Here is a 14,828-nt window from a genome sequence, read left to right as displayed (position 1 = left end):
GGTTTTGCAGTTAATTCGGGCTTTTAAATGTCACAGTGACGACTTTATCTGAAATCTCCGCTCCATTTTTCACACTTTGTTTGACAGCATATCCTTGTCCTTTTGTTTCGATATGCACACCGGAAATGGATGCATATTGAAGGACTTCCCGTCTCGACCAGCCTGTCATATCAGGCATTTTTATCGTTTTTCCTGCTGTTTTCAAGAAAACTTTCTGGCTTTCAGAGAATTCAGAGCCTGCACTTGGCCACTGTCGTTTAATGGAGAGGCCGTCGCCGATAACAACAGGCGTTAAGTTTTTGTTTTTGGCTTCTGTTTCCGCCTGCTTCACTTCTAAATCTAAGAATGAAGGCATTGTTTCTTGCTTCACTTTTTGTTCGCCTGATTTTTTATCGTCTGTTTTTGTTGGTGCAATATTTAAATATAGCAGACTATTTTTCATCACTGGGTTAAAGATTTGTGCAACTGGGGCAGAGCCAGTTTCTGTATCAGACAGCTGCGGCTGCTGTACAGCGACATAAACGAGCAGCTTCGGATCATCTTTTGGCGCCATTCCCATAAATGAAAAGACGTAATCGTTTCTTCCTTTGAGATAACCGCCGGCACCGCCAATTTGTCCTGTTCCTGTTTTCCCAGCAACGTCAAATCCTTTGATTTGGTAAGGCTGGCCTGTTCCAATCTTCGAGGAAACCACCTCACCTAAAATGTCACGGACTTGCTTTGCTGTATCAGAGGAAATTGGTTTTCCAGCTACTGTTGGTTCGTGCTGTAAAATCGTTTTGTTTGTGTTCGGGTCTGTAATATGATCAATGACATATGGCTTCATCATCGTTCCGCCGTTTGCTATTGCTGTCGCTGCTTCGATTTGTTGAATCGGTGTAATGGCAGACGCTTGACCGTAAGCCGTCGATGCTTTGTCATATTCGTATCTGTAATTGATTTTACTAGACGCTTCGTTCGGTAAGTCAATACCTGTTTTGTCATAGAAATGGAACTTCTGCAAATATTGTTCGTAGCGCGTGAAGCCTAATTTTTCTTTTGCCAGCTTTGCAAAAGCTACGTTAGACGAACGGAGAACCCCTTCATGAAAGTCAATTTTTCCCCAGCCGTTTCCATTGTTGTGGTCTCTTACAAGGCCGCCTCCTACTTTATAAGTACCAGATTGATATTTATCATTGCCTTGGTAGACCCCTTCTTGGATTGCCGCAGCAAGTGTAAAGATTTTCATCGTTGAACCTGGTTCAAACGCATATGAAATGACATCATTGTTATAATTCGTAATGTCTAATTCATTTAAATTAAAGCTTGGCCGCTGTCCCATCGCGAGCACCTTTCCCGTTTTTGGGTCAACGACTGTGGCAATGATTTTCTTCGGTTTATATTTTTTGGCAACCTGCGTCATACTTTCTTCAAGGAACGCTTGGATTTTTTGATCGATGGTCAGCGTGACATTTTTTCCATCCTTCGGAGCGACAATGTCTTCTTTACTATTTGGAAGAGCCCATCCGCTTCTGTCACTGTTATATGTCACATAGCCGTCTTTTTCTTTTAAAAATTTGTTCAGCGCCTTCTCAAGTCCCATCGCGCCTGACATGTCCTTCGTTGCCTCATCTAATCTTGCATAACCGATCAGATTCGACGCAAACATGCCGTTTGGATAATATCGCTTCGTGTCTTTTTCAAATGCGATCCCTGGAAGCTTTAGCTTTTCAATTTTTTCCTTTGTTGAAAAACTGATGTCTTTCCCAGCTTTACCAAACTCCACTTGGAACGCACCTTTAGTATTCAGACGCTTTAAAATTTCGCTTTCGCTCATATCAATGACTTTTGACAGCTCTTTTGCTGTCTTTTCTTTGTCGACGACATGCATCGGGTGCTTTGGATCGACCGTCATTTTCTTGCTCATGATTGCAATGAGCTTATAGACAGATGTATCCTCGGCAATCACATTCCCATTTCGGTCTAAAATAGACCCTCTTTTCGCTTCAAGTGTTTTCTTCGATTGATATTGTTCATTTGCCTTTGCGGCTAACACTTGGCCATCGACCGTTCCTGTAATCTGAATATAGATAAAACGTGCAAGGATGATAAAGAAAAACAGGGCGAAGCAAATACTCGCAATTGCCGCGCCTCTGTTCATCATTTTATTCTTTTTAGGCATCGCCATCTTAATCGACCTTCTTAACATCTTTCGAAATTCTTAAGCCTGCTTTTTTCGCAGTATCAATGACTCTCTCTGGTTCACTCAGCAAGTCTTTTTCTTTTTGAAGCTCAGTGATCTTCTTCGATTCTAAAGATACTTGCTGCTCTAATTTCTGGACTTCGATATTGGCGTGATAGACAGCAAAGGCCTTAGAAATGATGAGAATGGAGCTACACATAAGAGCCATGACAAACATGACAAGTAAGATTTTTTCACCAAGTGTGATAGAAACTCTTCTTTTAATAACAACCGATTGGCCTTGCTGCTCTGTTTGATATTGTTTTACTTCTCTTTGGTAAGCCAAATTACTCATAAGAAACCTCCTTTTTATCATCATCTATGGTGTCGTTTTACTTTTTTTCTGCAATTCGGAGCTTCGCTGAACGGGCACGGTTGTTATGTTCCAGCTCTTGTTCTGATGCAATGATTGGTTTTCTCGTGATCAGCTTCAGCTTTGGTTCAAGTCCTTCTGGAATCACTGGTAGTCCGTGCGGAAGTTCTGGAAGAGAAGACATTTCTTTAAATGTACTTTTACAAATCCGGTCTTCAAGTGAATGGAATGTAATGACAGAAATTCTCCCCTTCGGATTGAGTAACTCTATTGCTTGTTCTAGTGCTTCTTCAAAAACTTTCAATTCATCATTTACTGCAATTCGGATCGCTTGAAACACTCTTTTTGCTGGATGTCCGCCAGTTCGTCTTGCAGGTGCGGGAATTCCTTCTTTGATAATGTCGACAAGCTCACCTGTTGTTTCAATTGTTGCTTTTTTTCTAGCTTCTTCAATTTTGCGTGCGATTTGCTTGCTGAATTTTTCTTCCCCATATTTGTAGAAAATCCGAACTAGATCTTCAAATGGCCATTCATTCACCACTTGTTTTGCCGACAATGCGGCTGTTTGATCCATTCGCATGTCAAGAGGTGCATCATGGTGATAACTAAAGCCTCTCTCTGGTGTGTCGAGCTGAGGAGATGAAACCCCAAGGTCAAAAATCACACCGTCTACGCTTGTAATGCCTTGTTCATTCAGACGTTCTTTTAAATATCGGAAGTTGCTCTTTATGAAAAGAATGTTCGCTTTTGAATCTGCGAGCTTCTCTCGTGCATGATCCAGTGCAGCATCGTCTTGGTCAAATCCAATCAATGTACCTTTTTCTGATAGTTGAGATAGTAAATATGAGCTATGACCTGCTCCGCCCAGCGTGCAGTCTACATATGTACCGTCTTCTTTGACGTTTAAACCGTCAACTGTTTCTTTTAATAATACTGTCTCATGTTGAAACATGATGTTATGGTCCCACCTTTTTCAAATAGAAATGAATGTGTAGAAAGCTTGCTGCACAAGGGATTATTATATATCAAACCCAATCATGTTTTCAGCAATTTCAGCAAAAGAATCTTCTTGCTCTTCTGTATATTGTTCCCAGATCGACTTACTCCACAACTCAATTCGATTTGAAACGCCGATGACCACACATTCTTTTTCGAGTTTTGCATATTGGAGTAGGTTTGATGCGATGTTAATGCGCCCCTGCTTGTCCAGATCACATTCAACTGCGCCGGAGAAGAAGAACCGGGTAAACGCACGTGCATCTTTTTTCGTTAGCGGCAGTGCTTTGAGTTTCTCTTCAATTAGTTTCCACTCACTCATAGGGTAGCCAAATAAACATTGATCAAGCCCTCTCGTCAGCACAAACTGTTCTCCGAGACCGTCTCTAAATTTAGCAGGGATGATCATGCGCCCTTTTGTATCAATCGTATGTTGGTATTCACCCATGAACATGATAATCAGAGCCCCACTTTCTCACCCTTACTCTCCACTATCCACCACTTCTCTCCACAAAACTTATTTTACACTGTTTCTACATAAAAAAAAACCCTGAACTAGTCAGGGTTCATTAAAACTTTATTTCAAAGTTTGACAATTTGCTGCTTGTTTTGAAATGAAAATGGCAGATTTTTGAACGTTTTGAAGAATTCTGGACCATATTTGTTTAAAAAGTACATGATATTCCAAATTCTTTCTTGCGGGGCATCTAATGGTTTTAAGCTGTTTTCAATCCGTTCAAAATCTCGAAGGATATATCCTTCCTTCTCTTCCACACGCTGCGCCACCTTTTGATAAACAAATTGAAGCTGATCTTCGATAAATTTGGCATTTTTATCTAGCAGCTGCTCGAAGTTTGGTTCAACCTTCAGTGCTTCTTGCCTCAATACGCCATGAACATTCGCTAATTCACGTTTCGCCTGATCCACGGCTTGAACAAAGCTGTCTGGGAGGCTTTGCTCAAAGTGAGCCTCTTTCTTTTCTTTTACTCCACTTGTGAGTACTTCTTCTACCGTGAGCTCTCTGACAGGCAGCTTCTTGTCGATGTGTCTTTCGAGGATGGTCACGTGCAGTCTTGGAAGAACAGGTGCCATCTTTAATTTAAAATGCTCAAAAATTCCTTTCAGCTCTCCCCAATAGTTGACTTCACCGTGTCCTGCCATAAAAACAAGTGTTGGGAGAAGGGTTTCCTGCATTAAGGGACGCGTCACCACATTGTTGCTGAACCGTTCTGGGTGCTCCTCAATTTCCTGCAAAAGCTCTTCTTTTGTCCACGTAAGCCCCACTTCTGATATAGAAAACTGGCCGTTTTCTTTTTCAATAAGGAAGCGCTCTTCATCATATTCGTAAAACAGGTTCGCCTGATTGTCACCAGCTTCAATGATCGGCTGATATCCCGCTCGTTTCATGGCAGCCTGCGTTTCATTCAAACGAGCTGTGACTGCATCATTTGTCTCGACAATGTGCTTGAATAACGTACGCTCAAGTGGTTTGACGCCTAAGTCTCCTGAATTAAATAGAAGCAGTCCATCTTCTTCAAAAAGGTCGCATACAATCCATTCAAAGAAATCAGTAAACGTTTGTGATTTGCGTAAACATCGAAGAAGCTGATCAAGCAAGTCATTAGTATACGCAGATTCTTCATACGTTGAAAACACATCGCGGAGCCATTTTTCTGTTTTTTCTTGATGCAGAGGTGTTCTTTTGGCCGCAGTTTTTTTGACGTTATGTAATGGCAGCTTTTGCTTGACTGGACCTTTTTCGCCGGATGTGTAGACAAAATTAATTTCATCTACGTCATGATCCTCACCTGCTACCCAAAAGACTGGAATCACAGGAACGCCAAGCGCTGATTCTTTTTCTTTTGCGAACTGAATAATGGATATGATTTTATGTATGGTATAAAGCGGTCCTGAAAGTAGGCCTGCCTGCTGCCCTCCAACCACCATGACACTCCGCTTGTCACGGATCTTTTCAATGTTCTGACGCATCGCTGCCGATTCAAACTTTGCGTGGTATGCGCTCATATAATCCGCTAAAGCCTCGCGCGGGAAGCTCATTTCCATGAGATCGTCGTATCTTTTTTTCCATGTGTCTTCAGAATGTATATCATAATCAAAAAAAGCAGTCATCTCTTTTTTTTCTTCTATATAATCACGTATGAATAAATTCTGACTTCGGATGGAAAGTTCAGTCAATTGCATGTTTAGAACTTCCTTTCTTCAATAAATAGTTAGTTTCCCGAAAAAAGTATAGCATGTAAATGAGCTCACTCAAAAGATTTTGTTTGCTTTTTTTCCAATACTTCCAAGCTTCGATTAAAGAAAGTAAGATGTGGCGTCATTATCTCTTGAGCTTGAGCCTTTTTTAAAAGATAGCCAACGATGGCTTTTCTTTCGGTTTCACGGCCTTTGACGATATCTTGAAGCATTGACGATTGATTGGCGGCCGTTTTTTTACAAATTGAAACGACGTGTGACCAGAGACGCTCTTCTTCAGCCAGACCTAGAATGGACAATGCTTCTTCAAATGCACATTTCATCATGTATTCATATGCAGGATTTGCGATCAATTCTCCATTTTTCACATGCAATAAAGCCGTAAGCGGGTTAATGCAAACATTAACTAGCAGTTTTTCTTCCAGCACTCTTTTCCATTCATCCGTATAAATCATCTGAAAATGGGCCGGCGTTTCATACAAAGCATTTCTCACATCAGCTGTATCCTCAGGATGAAAAGCTCCCCACTTGATGACACCGATCCCTGTATGGTTCACTGCATGGTCTGATACCTTCATGGCGCCGTGCTCTACGACACCTATATATATCGAATGCGACGTGTCCCAGTTTTCTAAATCTAATAAGTGGGCCATGCCATTTTGTAAAAATAAGATTCGCTGACGAGGTAATGTTGATAGTTCATCAAGCACCTCTTGCAGATGGTGATATTTCACTGTCACAATCAGCAGATCAAATACTCCTGTAATCCCTGCCCTTGCCTCCGCAGACGCCCGGAATGTCTCTCCTTTTACCGTTCGCTTAATTCCTGATGTTCGAATCTCCTCTGCTTGTTCTTTTCTTCTTGTCAAAACAGTGATGTCATGATGCTGTGATAAATAACTGGCACAAAGCAGACCAATCGCACCGCCGCCAATGATTCCAATGTTCAACTGCCGCACTTCCCTTTTTCTGTTTACTTCATCATATCAACCATTTTAACAGTTTCAAGCCGCGATGCAAAAAGCAGATAGCGCGCCGCGATTGAATTTTTTTAATTTAAAAACTATAATAATAAGTGTAAAAACTTTTTAAGGCGGATGGGATGAAAACGCCTTCAATGACATCACTGTCGACATTATGTGTGTAAGGGGGAAGATCATATGACACAAGTAAAACGACTTCTAATCAATTACAAAACTTTAGAGGAATTTAAACAATTTAAGGAATATGGCATACAAGAACTATCCATGCTTGAAGACCTTGAAAGTAATATGATTGAAAATGACAGCAACTCTCCATTTTACGGGATTTATTTTGGAGATAAGCTGGTCGCACGTATGAGCCTTTATCAAGTGGACGGCTCGACGACAACGTACTTTGACCACAATCATGATTATTTAGAGCTGTGGAAGCTGGAAGTGCTTCCTGGGTATCAGCGTAAAGGGTATGGCGAGGCACTTGTTGATTTTGCCAAATCTTTCGGATTGCCAATCCGGACCAATCCACGCGTCAAATCCGCCGGTTTTTGGGATAAAATGGGCTTTGAAGCGGTCAAATATGATATGGAACGCGATAAAGGTGAAAATCCACTCATCTGGGAACCTGCCCATATTCAAAAAAATACAGGTGAATCTGCTTAATACTGATGGCAAAACGCCCCTCCTTTCTCTGTGAGGGGCGCTTTCTTATTTAGCATATTCTTTTAAGTTGATATTCTGTTTGACTCTTTCAACAATCCCAATGAGTGCCCGGTAATCTTCTTCTGTCATTTTTAATTGCCGCTTCAAGTGTTCATTCTCTTCCGTGAGCGACTTCAGTTGATGCTGCGTGTCCGCTAGTTCTTCGCGTAAATCTGCAGAGCCAGCAGGTTCTTTTTCAAGCTGCTCTAAGAACTGAATCACTTCTCGCAAGGTCAATTCAGCCTGAACTGAAGTTGCCTTTTCTTCTATCGTTAACGTATTTTGTGGTAAACCCGAGGAATGAATCCCAATCTTTTTACGCAGTTCTTTCCGCTGTTTTTTCGCCAGCTCAATGCCTGCCTGATATTGTTTTCTGACGTATGAATTCCACCTGAATCCACATGCTGCAGCCGTTCTTGACAACGCTTTTCCGACTTCTTCAAATGCGGAAAGCTGCGTTCCTCCATCTCGAATGTGTCTTAAGACGACTTCTGCTAAAAGTAAATCTTCATCTTGCGTCCATGCGTCCTGCCTTGTAATCGTCAATTGATCATCCCCCCTGAATCTGAATACCACATCATATGCGCTTACTAGAGTAGATAGACTATTTGCAGGAGAGAAACCTAAAAAATAGACAAATAAAAAAACGCAAGGGAAGATTCCCTTACGCTTTTTTATCAAGCATTAGTTGCTTTTTACGTCTTTGCCTTTGTATGTTCCGCAAGATTTGCAGACACGATGAGAAATTTTCATTTCACCGCATTCTGGGCAAGCTACCATACCAGGTACTTGTAGTTTGAAATGCGTACGACGCAATCTTTTTTTCATTTTAGAAGTTCTTCTAAAAGGTACAGCCATTATTCCCACCTCCTTAAAGAGTTAAGATTCATTATTTTCTTCTAAGAGCTTCTTCAAGCCTTCCAGACGCGGATCAATTCGGTTTTGATGTGCATCTTCCGAAATGACCGCCCAGTCATTCCCTTCCTGTGGTGCAGCACCTTTTACGTCTGTTTGGTCGCAAAAGATTTGCATCGGCACTTCAAGAAGAATTTCTTCCTTGACTATAGGCGTTAAGTCGATGATATCGTCTTCTACAACAGATACGTCTTCATCTTCTATATCGTCTGTCTTATGAAGTACAAATAGTTCTTTCGTTGAAATCGCAAATGGATAATTTACATCAACAAGCGTTCTTGAACAAGGCAATGTCATTTCACCTGTGATGGTTAAATCAAATGCGACTTGCTTTGATTCGATCACTCCAGTCCCTTTCACCTCTACTGGTGAAATGCGACGTATATCTGAATGAAGGCTAGTAAGTTCATTTAAGTCAACCGTCTCATGAAAATCGAAGCTGTTTTTAGCTTTTTGATGTAACTGATAAACTGTCCATTTCAATTGTATCACCTCTAAGAGCAACAAACATGATTATAGCTTTCATCATGCTATTTGTCAATATTTTTTCTTTACAGTCCTTTGTGATGTCAGAGCGTTGTTTGACATCAGTTCACGGAATGCCTACACTGAAAAAAATGGGCTTCATTTTTCCCTTATGCTACTGTAGCATAGACCATTTAACCATAGCAAGAAAGGCGGAACATCTATTGAAAGCAACAGGAGTCGTTGTCGAGTACAATCCATTTCATTATGGGCATGCCTATCATGTTCGCCAGGCGAAAACACATACCTCCTCAGATGTAGCCATTGCCGTCATGAGCGGATCTTTCCTCCAGCGCGGAGAACCTGCTATCGTCTCCAAATGGGCACGTACAAAAATGGCATTGCAAAACGGTGTAGACATCGTATGTGAGCTTCCATACATCTATGCAGTGCAAAAGGCAGAAACCTTTGCAAATGGCGCTGTGTCCATTTTAGACGCTTTAAAATGCCGCTCCCTTTTTTTCGGAAGCGAGGATGGGGACATTAAAGCATTTGAGCGAACAGCGCACGCTTGGCATGAAAAAAAAGAAGAAATTGACCTTTTCACAAAAGCAAAGGTCAAAGAAGGGCTTAGTTATCCGGCAGCCTCTGCCGCTGCGTTTCAAAAGATCATTGATCCTAAACACTTACTGGATCTGTCTAAGCCCAATAACATTTTAGGCTTCCACTATGTCAAAGCCATCTTAGAGAGATCTCCTCACATAGAGCCCTTTACCTCTCAAAGAATTGCATCCGGTTATCATGATCAAGAGCTTCCTAAACATCAGAAAATTGCAAGCGCGACAAGCATCCGAAAAGCCTTAAAAGAGAACGGGTCATTTGAAACTGTCGCCTCTTATCTCCCGGAAGCTTCGCTTAAGCAATTGCATGACTATTATTCTTCTTATGGTCTTTTACATACGCAAGAAGACTATTTCAGCTTCTTAAAACATATGTTTCACACCATGGATACAGCAGAATTAGAAGGCATCTATGAAATTGAAGAAGGCATCGAACACCGCATGCAAAAGGCGATCACACATGCGTCCACCTACGAGGAATATCTATCACTTGTGAAAACAAAACGATATACGTGGACAAGGCTGCAGCGGATGAATACACACCTTTTAATGAGGGTGAAGAAAACTGTTATGCATGAGCTGCTAAAGAAGAAACACACGCCATACATTCGTTTACTTGGTATGTCAAAGAAAGGACAGCAATACTTATCACTTGTCAAAAAAGAATTGGACGTACCGCTTGTCAGCAAGCTGTCTTCCTTTTCACACCCTGCCCTTGATCTTGACATTCGCGCTTCCCGCGTCTTCAGCCTTCCCATCAGCGAACCAATGCAAACAAAGTTAACAGAAGCAGAATTTAAAACCTCACCGATCCGCTATGATGAAGAGACTGGTCTCTTCCAATCTCGATAAAAAGAGCAGCCTTTGATGAAGGCTGCTCTCTGATTGTTGACAAAGGGCTAAAATGATCTTTATTTTATCCCTTTGTCTTCTTTTCAGCGTGATAGAAAACCTTTGAAGTCTAGGAAGGGCGAGCACCGGAACGGAGCGAATTTGACATTCGTGAGTACCGGCGCAGAGACCTGACACCGAATGCGAGGGTTTGTCTACACGCTGAGAGCAGCCTAAGGCTGCTCTTTTTTCACTTAAGATGATTTCTCTTTTAACTTGTTTAAATAGTTCAGTGCGTCCTGCATTGTGTCCACAGGAACGATTTTCATATTACTTTTAATATCTTTCGCTGTTTTCACTGCATTTTTGTAGTCTGAATTTGGATCACCTTTATCGTTTGGTGCAAAGAAGATATCTTTTCCTGCTTTATCTGCTGCAACAACCTTTTGATCAATTCCGCCAATTGGCCCGACCGTACCATCAGCGTCTATCGTTCCAGTCCCTGCAATCGCATAGCCATGTGTTTCGTCTTCTTTTGTCAGCTGATTATAAATTTCAAGTGACATCATTAAACCTGCCGACGGGCCGCCGATATTTTCAATATCCACCTTAATAGATGGCGACACTTTCACATCTCGGTCTGTAAATAAAGATACGCCAATTCCGACTCGATTCGGCTCTTCTTTAAAAGGCTTCAACTTCACTTTCTGCGTGATATCCTTGCCGTTGCGTTCAAGGACAAAACGGACAGATGTACCAGCTTTTTGACGGCTGATATACGACACCATTTTATCAGCAGAATCATACGTCTTGCCATCAACGCTTTTAATCCGGTCGCCCACTTCAATTTTGCCGTAAGCAGGCATGCCTTTCATGACGTAGCTCGCATATACCCCATTAAACGTATAATCTACTTTTTTGCCTGCTTTTGTATACGCTGCAATCATGGCATTTTCTTGAGAGCTTTTCATCAGCTGAAGCTGTCTTTTCATATAATCTTCATCCGACTCTCCGTCCGCTTTAATATTTTCTTCTGGGACGATTTCGTCATATTTATTCATTTTCGCAAGCAAATACGTATACGGATTGGCTGGACCTACTTTTATCGTCATAAGAGAGAAGCTGCCCTTCTCGCCGTATCCACCATCCACTTGAATGTGAGGGGCAATCTCTGTTGCATCACCCGGCTTTGTCACGTAATATGGCAGTTTAACAAAAGTTAAGCCAAATAAGACAAGAACAACGATAAAAAAGCTGAGCCAGCGAATATTCAATTTTTTCATTCGATTAACACTCCCATTTATCAATGACATCTTTCAGTTTACCTGCTAGTTGATCTGCGGCGAACTCACCAGCTTCAATCATCTCCTGAACCTGTGTGAACGAACTAGAGCTAAATGTTTCAAGCCTCGGCCGGATCATGAGATCTGCATGAATGGTTTGATGACGGACCAATTCATTTTGAAGGATGTCCAAACTTTGCATAATCACATCCGATAATCTCGTCGCCTTTTCTGTTTTTTTCACCCTTGATACATCAGAGGCGATAATAAGGTCTGCGCCCATTTCTTTTAAAACGGACACAGGAATGCGGTCAACAACCGCTCCATCCACTAGCTGTCTGCCGCCCATTTCGTGAGGAACAAACACGCCTGGAATGCTAATGCTTGCTCTGACTGCTTGTGAGACAGACCCTTCTTTAAACACAACCTTTTCCCCTGTCTCGAGGTCACAGGCAACCACCGCAAGGGGCATTCTTAATTCTTCGAATGTTTTCCCATATGTAAACGTGTGAATCAGCTGCAAAATACGATTTCCTTTTAAAAGACCGATTTTTGGCAGTGTATAGTCAGCATAATACTTTCTTCTGAAGACAAGTGCAAGTTTTTTCATTTTTTCTACGTCTTGTCCTGCCGCATAAAAGCTCCCAACAAGTGCGCCAATACTGCTTCCAGCGATCATATCTACCTGTATCCCTTGCTTCTCAAGACTAGACAAAACCCCGATATGCGCCATTCCCCTCGCACCCCCGGAGCCTAGTGCAAGCCCGATGATCGGTCGCTTCATGAAAATCCACCCTCCTCTTTCTATGCATATATACGAATCTATAGGTCTAAACATGCCCCTACTGCTCGTATAGTAATAGAAGACAGGCTCGGCTAGTTTCTTTTTCTATAATCACGAGCTCGCCAATAGATCATAACGGCAAGGGGCGAAATCTCCATGAAAAAATGGAACACTCTGTTCATCGCTGCTTTTTTTATTTTCTTAACAGCCACTGTGATTACACACCCACAAGCCTCTTTGCAAGCATCGAAAAATGGACTTGCAATGTGGTGGGAGGTTGTATTTCCATCATTGCTTCCTTTTTTTATTTTGTCCGAGCTATTAATTAGTTTCGGGATTGTCAGATTTGTCGGGGTATTATTAGAGCCATTTATGCGCCCCATCTTCCGGGTGCCGGGTGTAGGCGGATTTGTACTGGCTATGGGAATGGCTTCAGGGTTTCCTTCTGGTGCGAAATTAACGACAAGACTGAGGCAGGAAAGGCAGCTGACGCGGATCGAAGCAGAGCGTCTCGTTTCCTTTACAAATTCATCGAATCCATTGTTTATTTTCGGTGCGGTGGCTGTTGGTTTTTTTCATCATCCAGCTTTAGGCATTGTATTGGCCAGCGCTCATTATTTAGGGAATCTCGCTGTTGGTGTGACGATGCGGGGATATAAAGCGCGCCATGATGCACACCTAAGAAGCCGTAAGAAGTTTTTATTCCCCCCGTTTAAAGAGGCATTCAATGCTCTTCATACAGCAAGACTCGCAGAGAAAAGACCGCTCGGCCAAATGTTAAGTGATGCAGTCATGTCATCAGTCCAAACACTCTTTATGATTGGCGGCTTTATCATCTTATTTTCTGTGTTTAGCAAAATGCTGTCAGTTGTCCATGTGACAGACCTTTTATCTATAGGGCTCGGATATATGCTGCAAACGCTGCATCTTCCGCCAGAATTAGACCTTGCCATGATTGCCGGTTTATTTGAAATCACATTAGGAAGCCAGATGACGGGGTCACAGGAAGTCACCCTTCTCGCTAAAACCATTGTCGTCAGCTTTATTTTAGGATTCAGCGGGTTCTCTGTTCAAGCCCAAGTCGCCGGCATTTTAGCGGCAACCGATATCCGCTTTAAACCGTTTTTCTTTGCCCGCTTGCTTCACGGGATTTATGCAGCTGTTTTTGCCTTTTTATTATTCAAGCCTCTTTATGTCTCTCGATCAGACATGGCTCTCCCAGCGGGTGCCTTTGATGCAGGCCAGCAGGTCGTCATGTTCAGCAGCGTGCTTTGGAATCAGCTTGTGACAGCTGGTCCTTTGATCACACTTTGCAGCTTGATTGTGTATATCGCGCTATACTATCGGAAATTAAAAAATGGATGAGTGCTGGGTGCACTCATCCATTAAATTTTTCCTTCAGCGCTGCTTCTACCTCTTTTGGTACAAGATCTTTGACTGCCCCATGATATTTCGCTACTTCTTTGACAATACTGGAGCTTAAGAAGGAATATTGATTGTTGGTCATCATAAAAAACGTTTCAATTTCATCGTCTAACACTTTGTTCATTGAGGTGCCTTGCATCTCATACTCAAAGTCCGTCACAGCTCTTAGTCCGCGTAAAATGACTTTGGCTTCTTTTTGCTTCGCGTAATCAACAAGCAGGCCGTGAAACGATTCAACTTTGATATTTGGCAGCTCCTTCGTTGCTTGGCGAATAAGCTCACACCGTTCTTCAACAGTAAATAACGGTTTTTTAGATGAATTATTTAGTACACATACATACACTTCATCAAAAATCTTTGCACCTCTTTTGATGATATCCAAATGCCCCAATGTGACTGGATCGAAGCTGCCCGGACAAACGGCTATGTTCCCCATGCTAATTTCCCCGCTTTCTATAGATCGTAATACCAGTCAATCCGTACAGTTCCTGTCTTGTGATTTGAAGCTGTCCTGCTTCTTCTGGCAGCTTCACATCTTTATCATGCTCACACACGATCACGCCGTCATCTGTTAACAAGGCGTGCTCGTCAATCATTTCAAGAAGTGCTTTTAGCTGTTGATCTTTATAGGGCGGATCAAGGAAAATGGCTTGAAAGGATTCCTCTCGTTTCACAACAGCTGCGAGTGCACGCTTTGCTTCATTTCGAAACACTTCACTTTGATCCATTAGCGACAATTGATTCAGGTTTCCTTTAATCGTCTGAATCGCCTTTATATCTCGATCAACAAATATGCAATGATCGAATCCTCTAGAAAGCGCTTCAATCCCTAAACCACCGCTTCCTGCAAATAAATCAAGAGCCCATCCACCATCAAAATACGGGCCGATCATATTAAATATTGATTCTTTTACTTTATCTGTCGTCGGTCTTGTTGATTGACCTGGAACCGCTTTAAGTGTGCGGCCTTTTCTCGTTCCAGAGATGACTCTCATTTTTCCACCACTTTTTCTGCTTGCTTCTATTCGTCATTGTTTATGACAAAAAATTCAACATTATCTTACCACATCACTCCTCAA

Annotated in this window: 16 protein-coding genes; 3 read left to right on the top strand and 13 right to left on the bottom strand. The window is 42.0% G+C overall.

The genetic code is table 11. The annotated features are described in order from the left end of the window. Positions 1 to 10: 10 nt before the first annotated feature. The 6 genes from ASE42_RS08240 to ASE42_RS08215 all read right to left on the bottom strand — a co-directional run bounded on the left by ASE42_RS08240 (position 11) and on the right by ASE42_RS08215 (position 6,697). The gene (locus ASE42_RS08240; protein ID WP_056766876.1) at positions 11 to 2,161 is read right to left on the bottom strand and encodes a penicillin-binding protein; all 2,151 of its coding nucleotides are present in this window, start codon (positions 2,159 to 2,161) and stop codon (positions 11 to 13) included. Between the two features lie 7 nt (positions 2,162 to 2,168). Continuing rightward, complete coding sequence (gene ftsL / locus ASE42_RS08235) at positions 2,169 to 2,516, bottom strand: cell division protein FtsL (protein WP_056766367.1); 348 nt, start codon at positions 2,514 to 2,516, stop codon at positions 2,169 to 2,171. Positions 2,517 to 2,553: 37 nt separating this feature from the next. Beyond that, on the bottom strand, positions 2,554 to 3,486 hold the full coding sequence (rsmH, locus tag ASE42_RS08230; protein ID WP_056766365.1) for a 16S rRNA (cytosine(1402)-N(4))-methyltransferase RsmH: 933 nt from the start codon (positions 3,484 to 3,486) through the stop codon (positions 2,554 to 2,556). Between the two features lie 66 nt (positions 3,487 to 3,552). Beyond that, positions 3,553 to 3,984, bottom strand: a complete 432-nt coding sequence (gene mraZ, locus ASE42_RS08225) for a division/cell wall cluster transcriptional repressor MraZ (RefSeq protein ID WP_003211163.1) — start codon at positions 3,982 to 3,984, stop codon at positions 3,553 to 3,555. A gap of 128 nt (positions 3,985 to 4,112) precedes the next feature. Further along, a complete protein-coding gene (bshC, locus tag ASE42_RS08220) occupies positions 4,113 to 5,732 on the bottom strand; it encodes a bacillithiol biosynthesis cysteine-adding enzyme BshC (protein WP_056766364.1) in 1,620 nt (539 codons plus the stop codon). A 65-nt stretch (positions 5,733 to 5,797) separates the two neighbouring features. Beyond that, positions 5,798 to 6,697 (bottom strand): 2-dehydropantoate 2-reductase, encoded by a 900-nt coding sequence (locus ASE42_RS08215; RefSeq protein ID WP_056766362.1) that lies wholly within the window; start codon positions 6,695 to 6,697, stop codon positions 5,798 to 5,800. A 210-nt stretch (positions 6,698 to 6,907) separates the two neighbouring features. Here ASE42_RS08215 and ASE42_RS08210 point away from each other — a divergent pair, with 210 nt between their 5' ends. After that, positions 6,908 to 7,387, top strand: a complete 480-nt coding sequence (locus ASE42_RS08210; RefSeq protein WP_007499784.1) for an N-acetyltransferase — start codon at positions 6,908 to 6,910, stop codon at positions 7,385 to 7,387. A 45-nt stretch (positions 7,388 to 7,432) separates the two neighbouring features. On the opposite strand, the gene gerR is transcribed toward ASE42_RS08210, so the two are convergent. The 3 genes from gerR to ASE42_RS08195 form a co-directional block, all read right to left on the bottom strand. Next, a complete protein-coding gene (gerR, locus tag ASE42_RS08205) occupies positions 7,433 to 7,972 on the bottom strand; it encodes a sporulation-specific transcriptional regulator GerR (RefSeq protein WP_024426922.1) in 540 nt (179 codons plus the stop codon). 138 nt (positions 7,973 to 8,110) lie between these two features. Further along, positions 8,111 to 8,284: a 50S ribosomal protein L32 gene (gene rpmF / locus ASE42_RS08200; protein WP_008354700.1), complete on the bottom strand. Its 174-nt coding sequence runs from the start codon at positions 8,282 to 8,284 to the stop codon at positions 8,111 to 8,113. Between the two features lie 21 nt (positions 8,285 to 8,305). Beyond that, positions 8,306 to 8,824 (bottom strand): YceD family protein, encoded by a 519-nt coding sequence (locus ASE42_RS08195; RefSeq protein WP_019743276.1) that lies wholly within the window; start codon positions 8,822 to 8,824, stop codon positions 8,306 to 8,308. A gap of 206 nt (positions 8,825 to 9,030) precedes the next feature. Here ASE42_RS08195 and ASE42_RS08190 point away from each other — a divergent pair, with 206 nt between their 5' ends. Beyond that, positions 9,031 to 10,278 carry a nucleotidyltransferase gene (locus ASE42_RS08190; RefSeq protein WP_056766874.1) on the top strand — a complete coding sequence of 416 codons (1,248 nt, stop codon included), beginning with the start codon at positions 9,031 to 9,033 and terminating at the stop codon, positions 10,276 to 10,278. 233 nt (positions 10,279 to 10,511) lie between these two features. Here the strand turns inward: ASE42_RS08190 and ASE42_RS08185 are convergent, their stop codons facing one another. Both ASE42_RS08185 and ASE42_RS08180 read right to left on the bottom strand, forming a co-directional pair. Continuing rightward, positions 10,512 to 11,540 (bottom strand): SepM family pheromone-processing serine protease, encoded by a 1,029-nt coding sequence (locus ASE42_RS08185; protein ID WP_056766360.1) that lies wholly within the window; start codon positions 11,538 to 11,540, stop codon positions 10,512 to 10,514. A gap of 4 nt (positions 11,541 to 11,544) precedes the next feature. Further along, entirely contained in the window at positions 11,545 to 12,324 is a 780-nt protein-coding gene (locus ASE42_RS08180; RefSeq protein ID WP_041108887.1) for a patatin-like phospholipase family protein, read from the bottom strand. A gap of 156 nt (positions 12,325 to 12,480) precedes the next feature. On the opposite strand from ASE42_RS08180, the gene ylbJ reads away from it, so the two are divergent. After that, on the top strand, positions 12,481 to 13,689 hold the full coding sequence (gene ylbJ / locus ASE42_RS08175; protein ID WP_041108885.1) for a sporulation integral membrane protein YlbJ: 1,209 nt from the start codon (positions 12,481 to 12,483) through the stop codon (positions 13,687 to 13,689). 13 nt (positions 13,690 to 13,702) lie between these two features. Here the strand turns inward: ylbJ and coaD are convergent, their stop codons facing one another. Both coaD and rsmD read right to left on the bottom strand, forming a co-directional pair. Continuing rightward, the gene (gene coaD / locus ASE42_RS08170) at positions 13,703 to 14,185 is read right to left on the bottom strand and encodes a pantetheine-phosphate adenylyltransferase (RefSeq protein WP_024426917.1); all 483 of its coding nucleotides are present in this window, start codon (positions 14,183 to 14,185) and stop codon (positions 13,703 to 13,705) included. Between the two features lies 1 nt (position 14,186). Continuing rightward, entirely contained in the window at positions 14,187 to 14,744 is a 558-nt protein-coding gene (gene rsmD, locus ASE42_RS08165; protein WP_041108883.1) for a 16S rRNA (guanine(966)-N(2))-methyltransferase RsmD, read from the bottom strand. Positions 14,745 to 14,828: the final 84 nt, after the last annotated feature.

Origin of the sequence: Bacillus sp. Root920 (assembly GCF_001429445.1) — a bacterium.
Lineage (GTDB): Bacteria > Bacillota > Bacilli > Bacillales > Bacillaceae > Bacillus > Bacillus safensis.
Note: the sequence above shows the minus strand (reverse complement) of the source record. Positions and strands in the feature narration are given on the sequence as shown.

What these genes read in the sequence shown, in the direction of transcription:
- rsmD (WP_041108883.1), bottom strand. Translation starts at nt 14,744, where the DNA reads ATGAGAGTCATCTCTGGAACGAGAAAAGGCCGCACACTTAAAGCGGTT.
- rsmH (WP_056766365.1), bottom strand. Translation starts at nt 3,486, where the DNA reads ATGTTTCAACATGAGACAGTATTATTAAAAGAAACAGTTGACGGTTTA.
- ASE42_RS08185 (WP_056766360.1), bottom strand. Translation starts at nt 11,540, where the DNA reads ATGAAAAAATTGAATATTCGCTGGCTCAGCTTTTTTATCGTTGTTCTT.
- coaD (WP_024426917.1), bottom strand. Translation starts at nt 14,185, where the DNA reads ATGGGGAACATAGCCGTTTGTCCGGGCAGCTTCGATCCAGTCACATTG.
- bshC (WP_056766364.1), bottom strand. Translation starts at nt 5,732, where the DNA reads ATGCAATTGACTGAACTTTCCATCCGAAGTCAGAATTTATTCATACGT.
- rpmF (WP_008354700.1), bottom strand. Translation starts at nt 8,284, where the DNA reads ATGGCTGTACCTTTTAGAAGAACTTCTAAAATGAAAAAAAGATTGCGT.
- ylbJ (WP_041108885.1), top strand. Translation starts at nt 12,481, where the DNA reads ATGAAAAAATGGAACACTCTGTTCATCGCTGCTTTTTTTATTTTCTTA.
- mraZ (WP_003211163.1), bottom strand. Translation starts at nt 3,984, where the DNA reads ATGTTCATGGGTGAATACCAACATACGATTGATACAAAAGGGCGCATG.
- ftsL (WP_056766367.1), bottom strand. Translation starts at nt 2,516, where the DNA reads ATGAGTAATTTGGCTTACCAAAGAGAAGTAAAACAATATCAAACAGAG.
- ASE42_RS08210 (WP_007499784.1), top strand. Translation starts at nt 6,908, where the DNA reads ATGACACAAGTAAAACGACTTCTAATCAATTACAAAACTTTAGAGGAA.
- ASE42_RS08180 (WP_041108887.1), bottom strand. Translation starts at nt 12,324, where the DNA reads ATGAAGCGACCGATCATCGGGCTTGCACTAGGCTCCGGGGGTGCGAGG.
- ASE42_RS08240 (WP_056766876.1), bottom strand. Translation starts at nt 2,161, where the DNA reads ATGCCTAAAAAGAATAAAATGATGAACAGAGGCGCGGCAATTGCGAGT.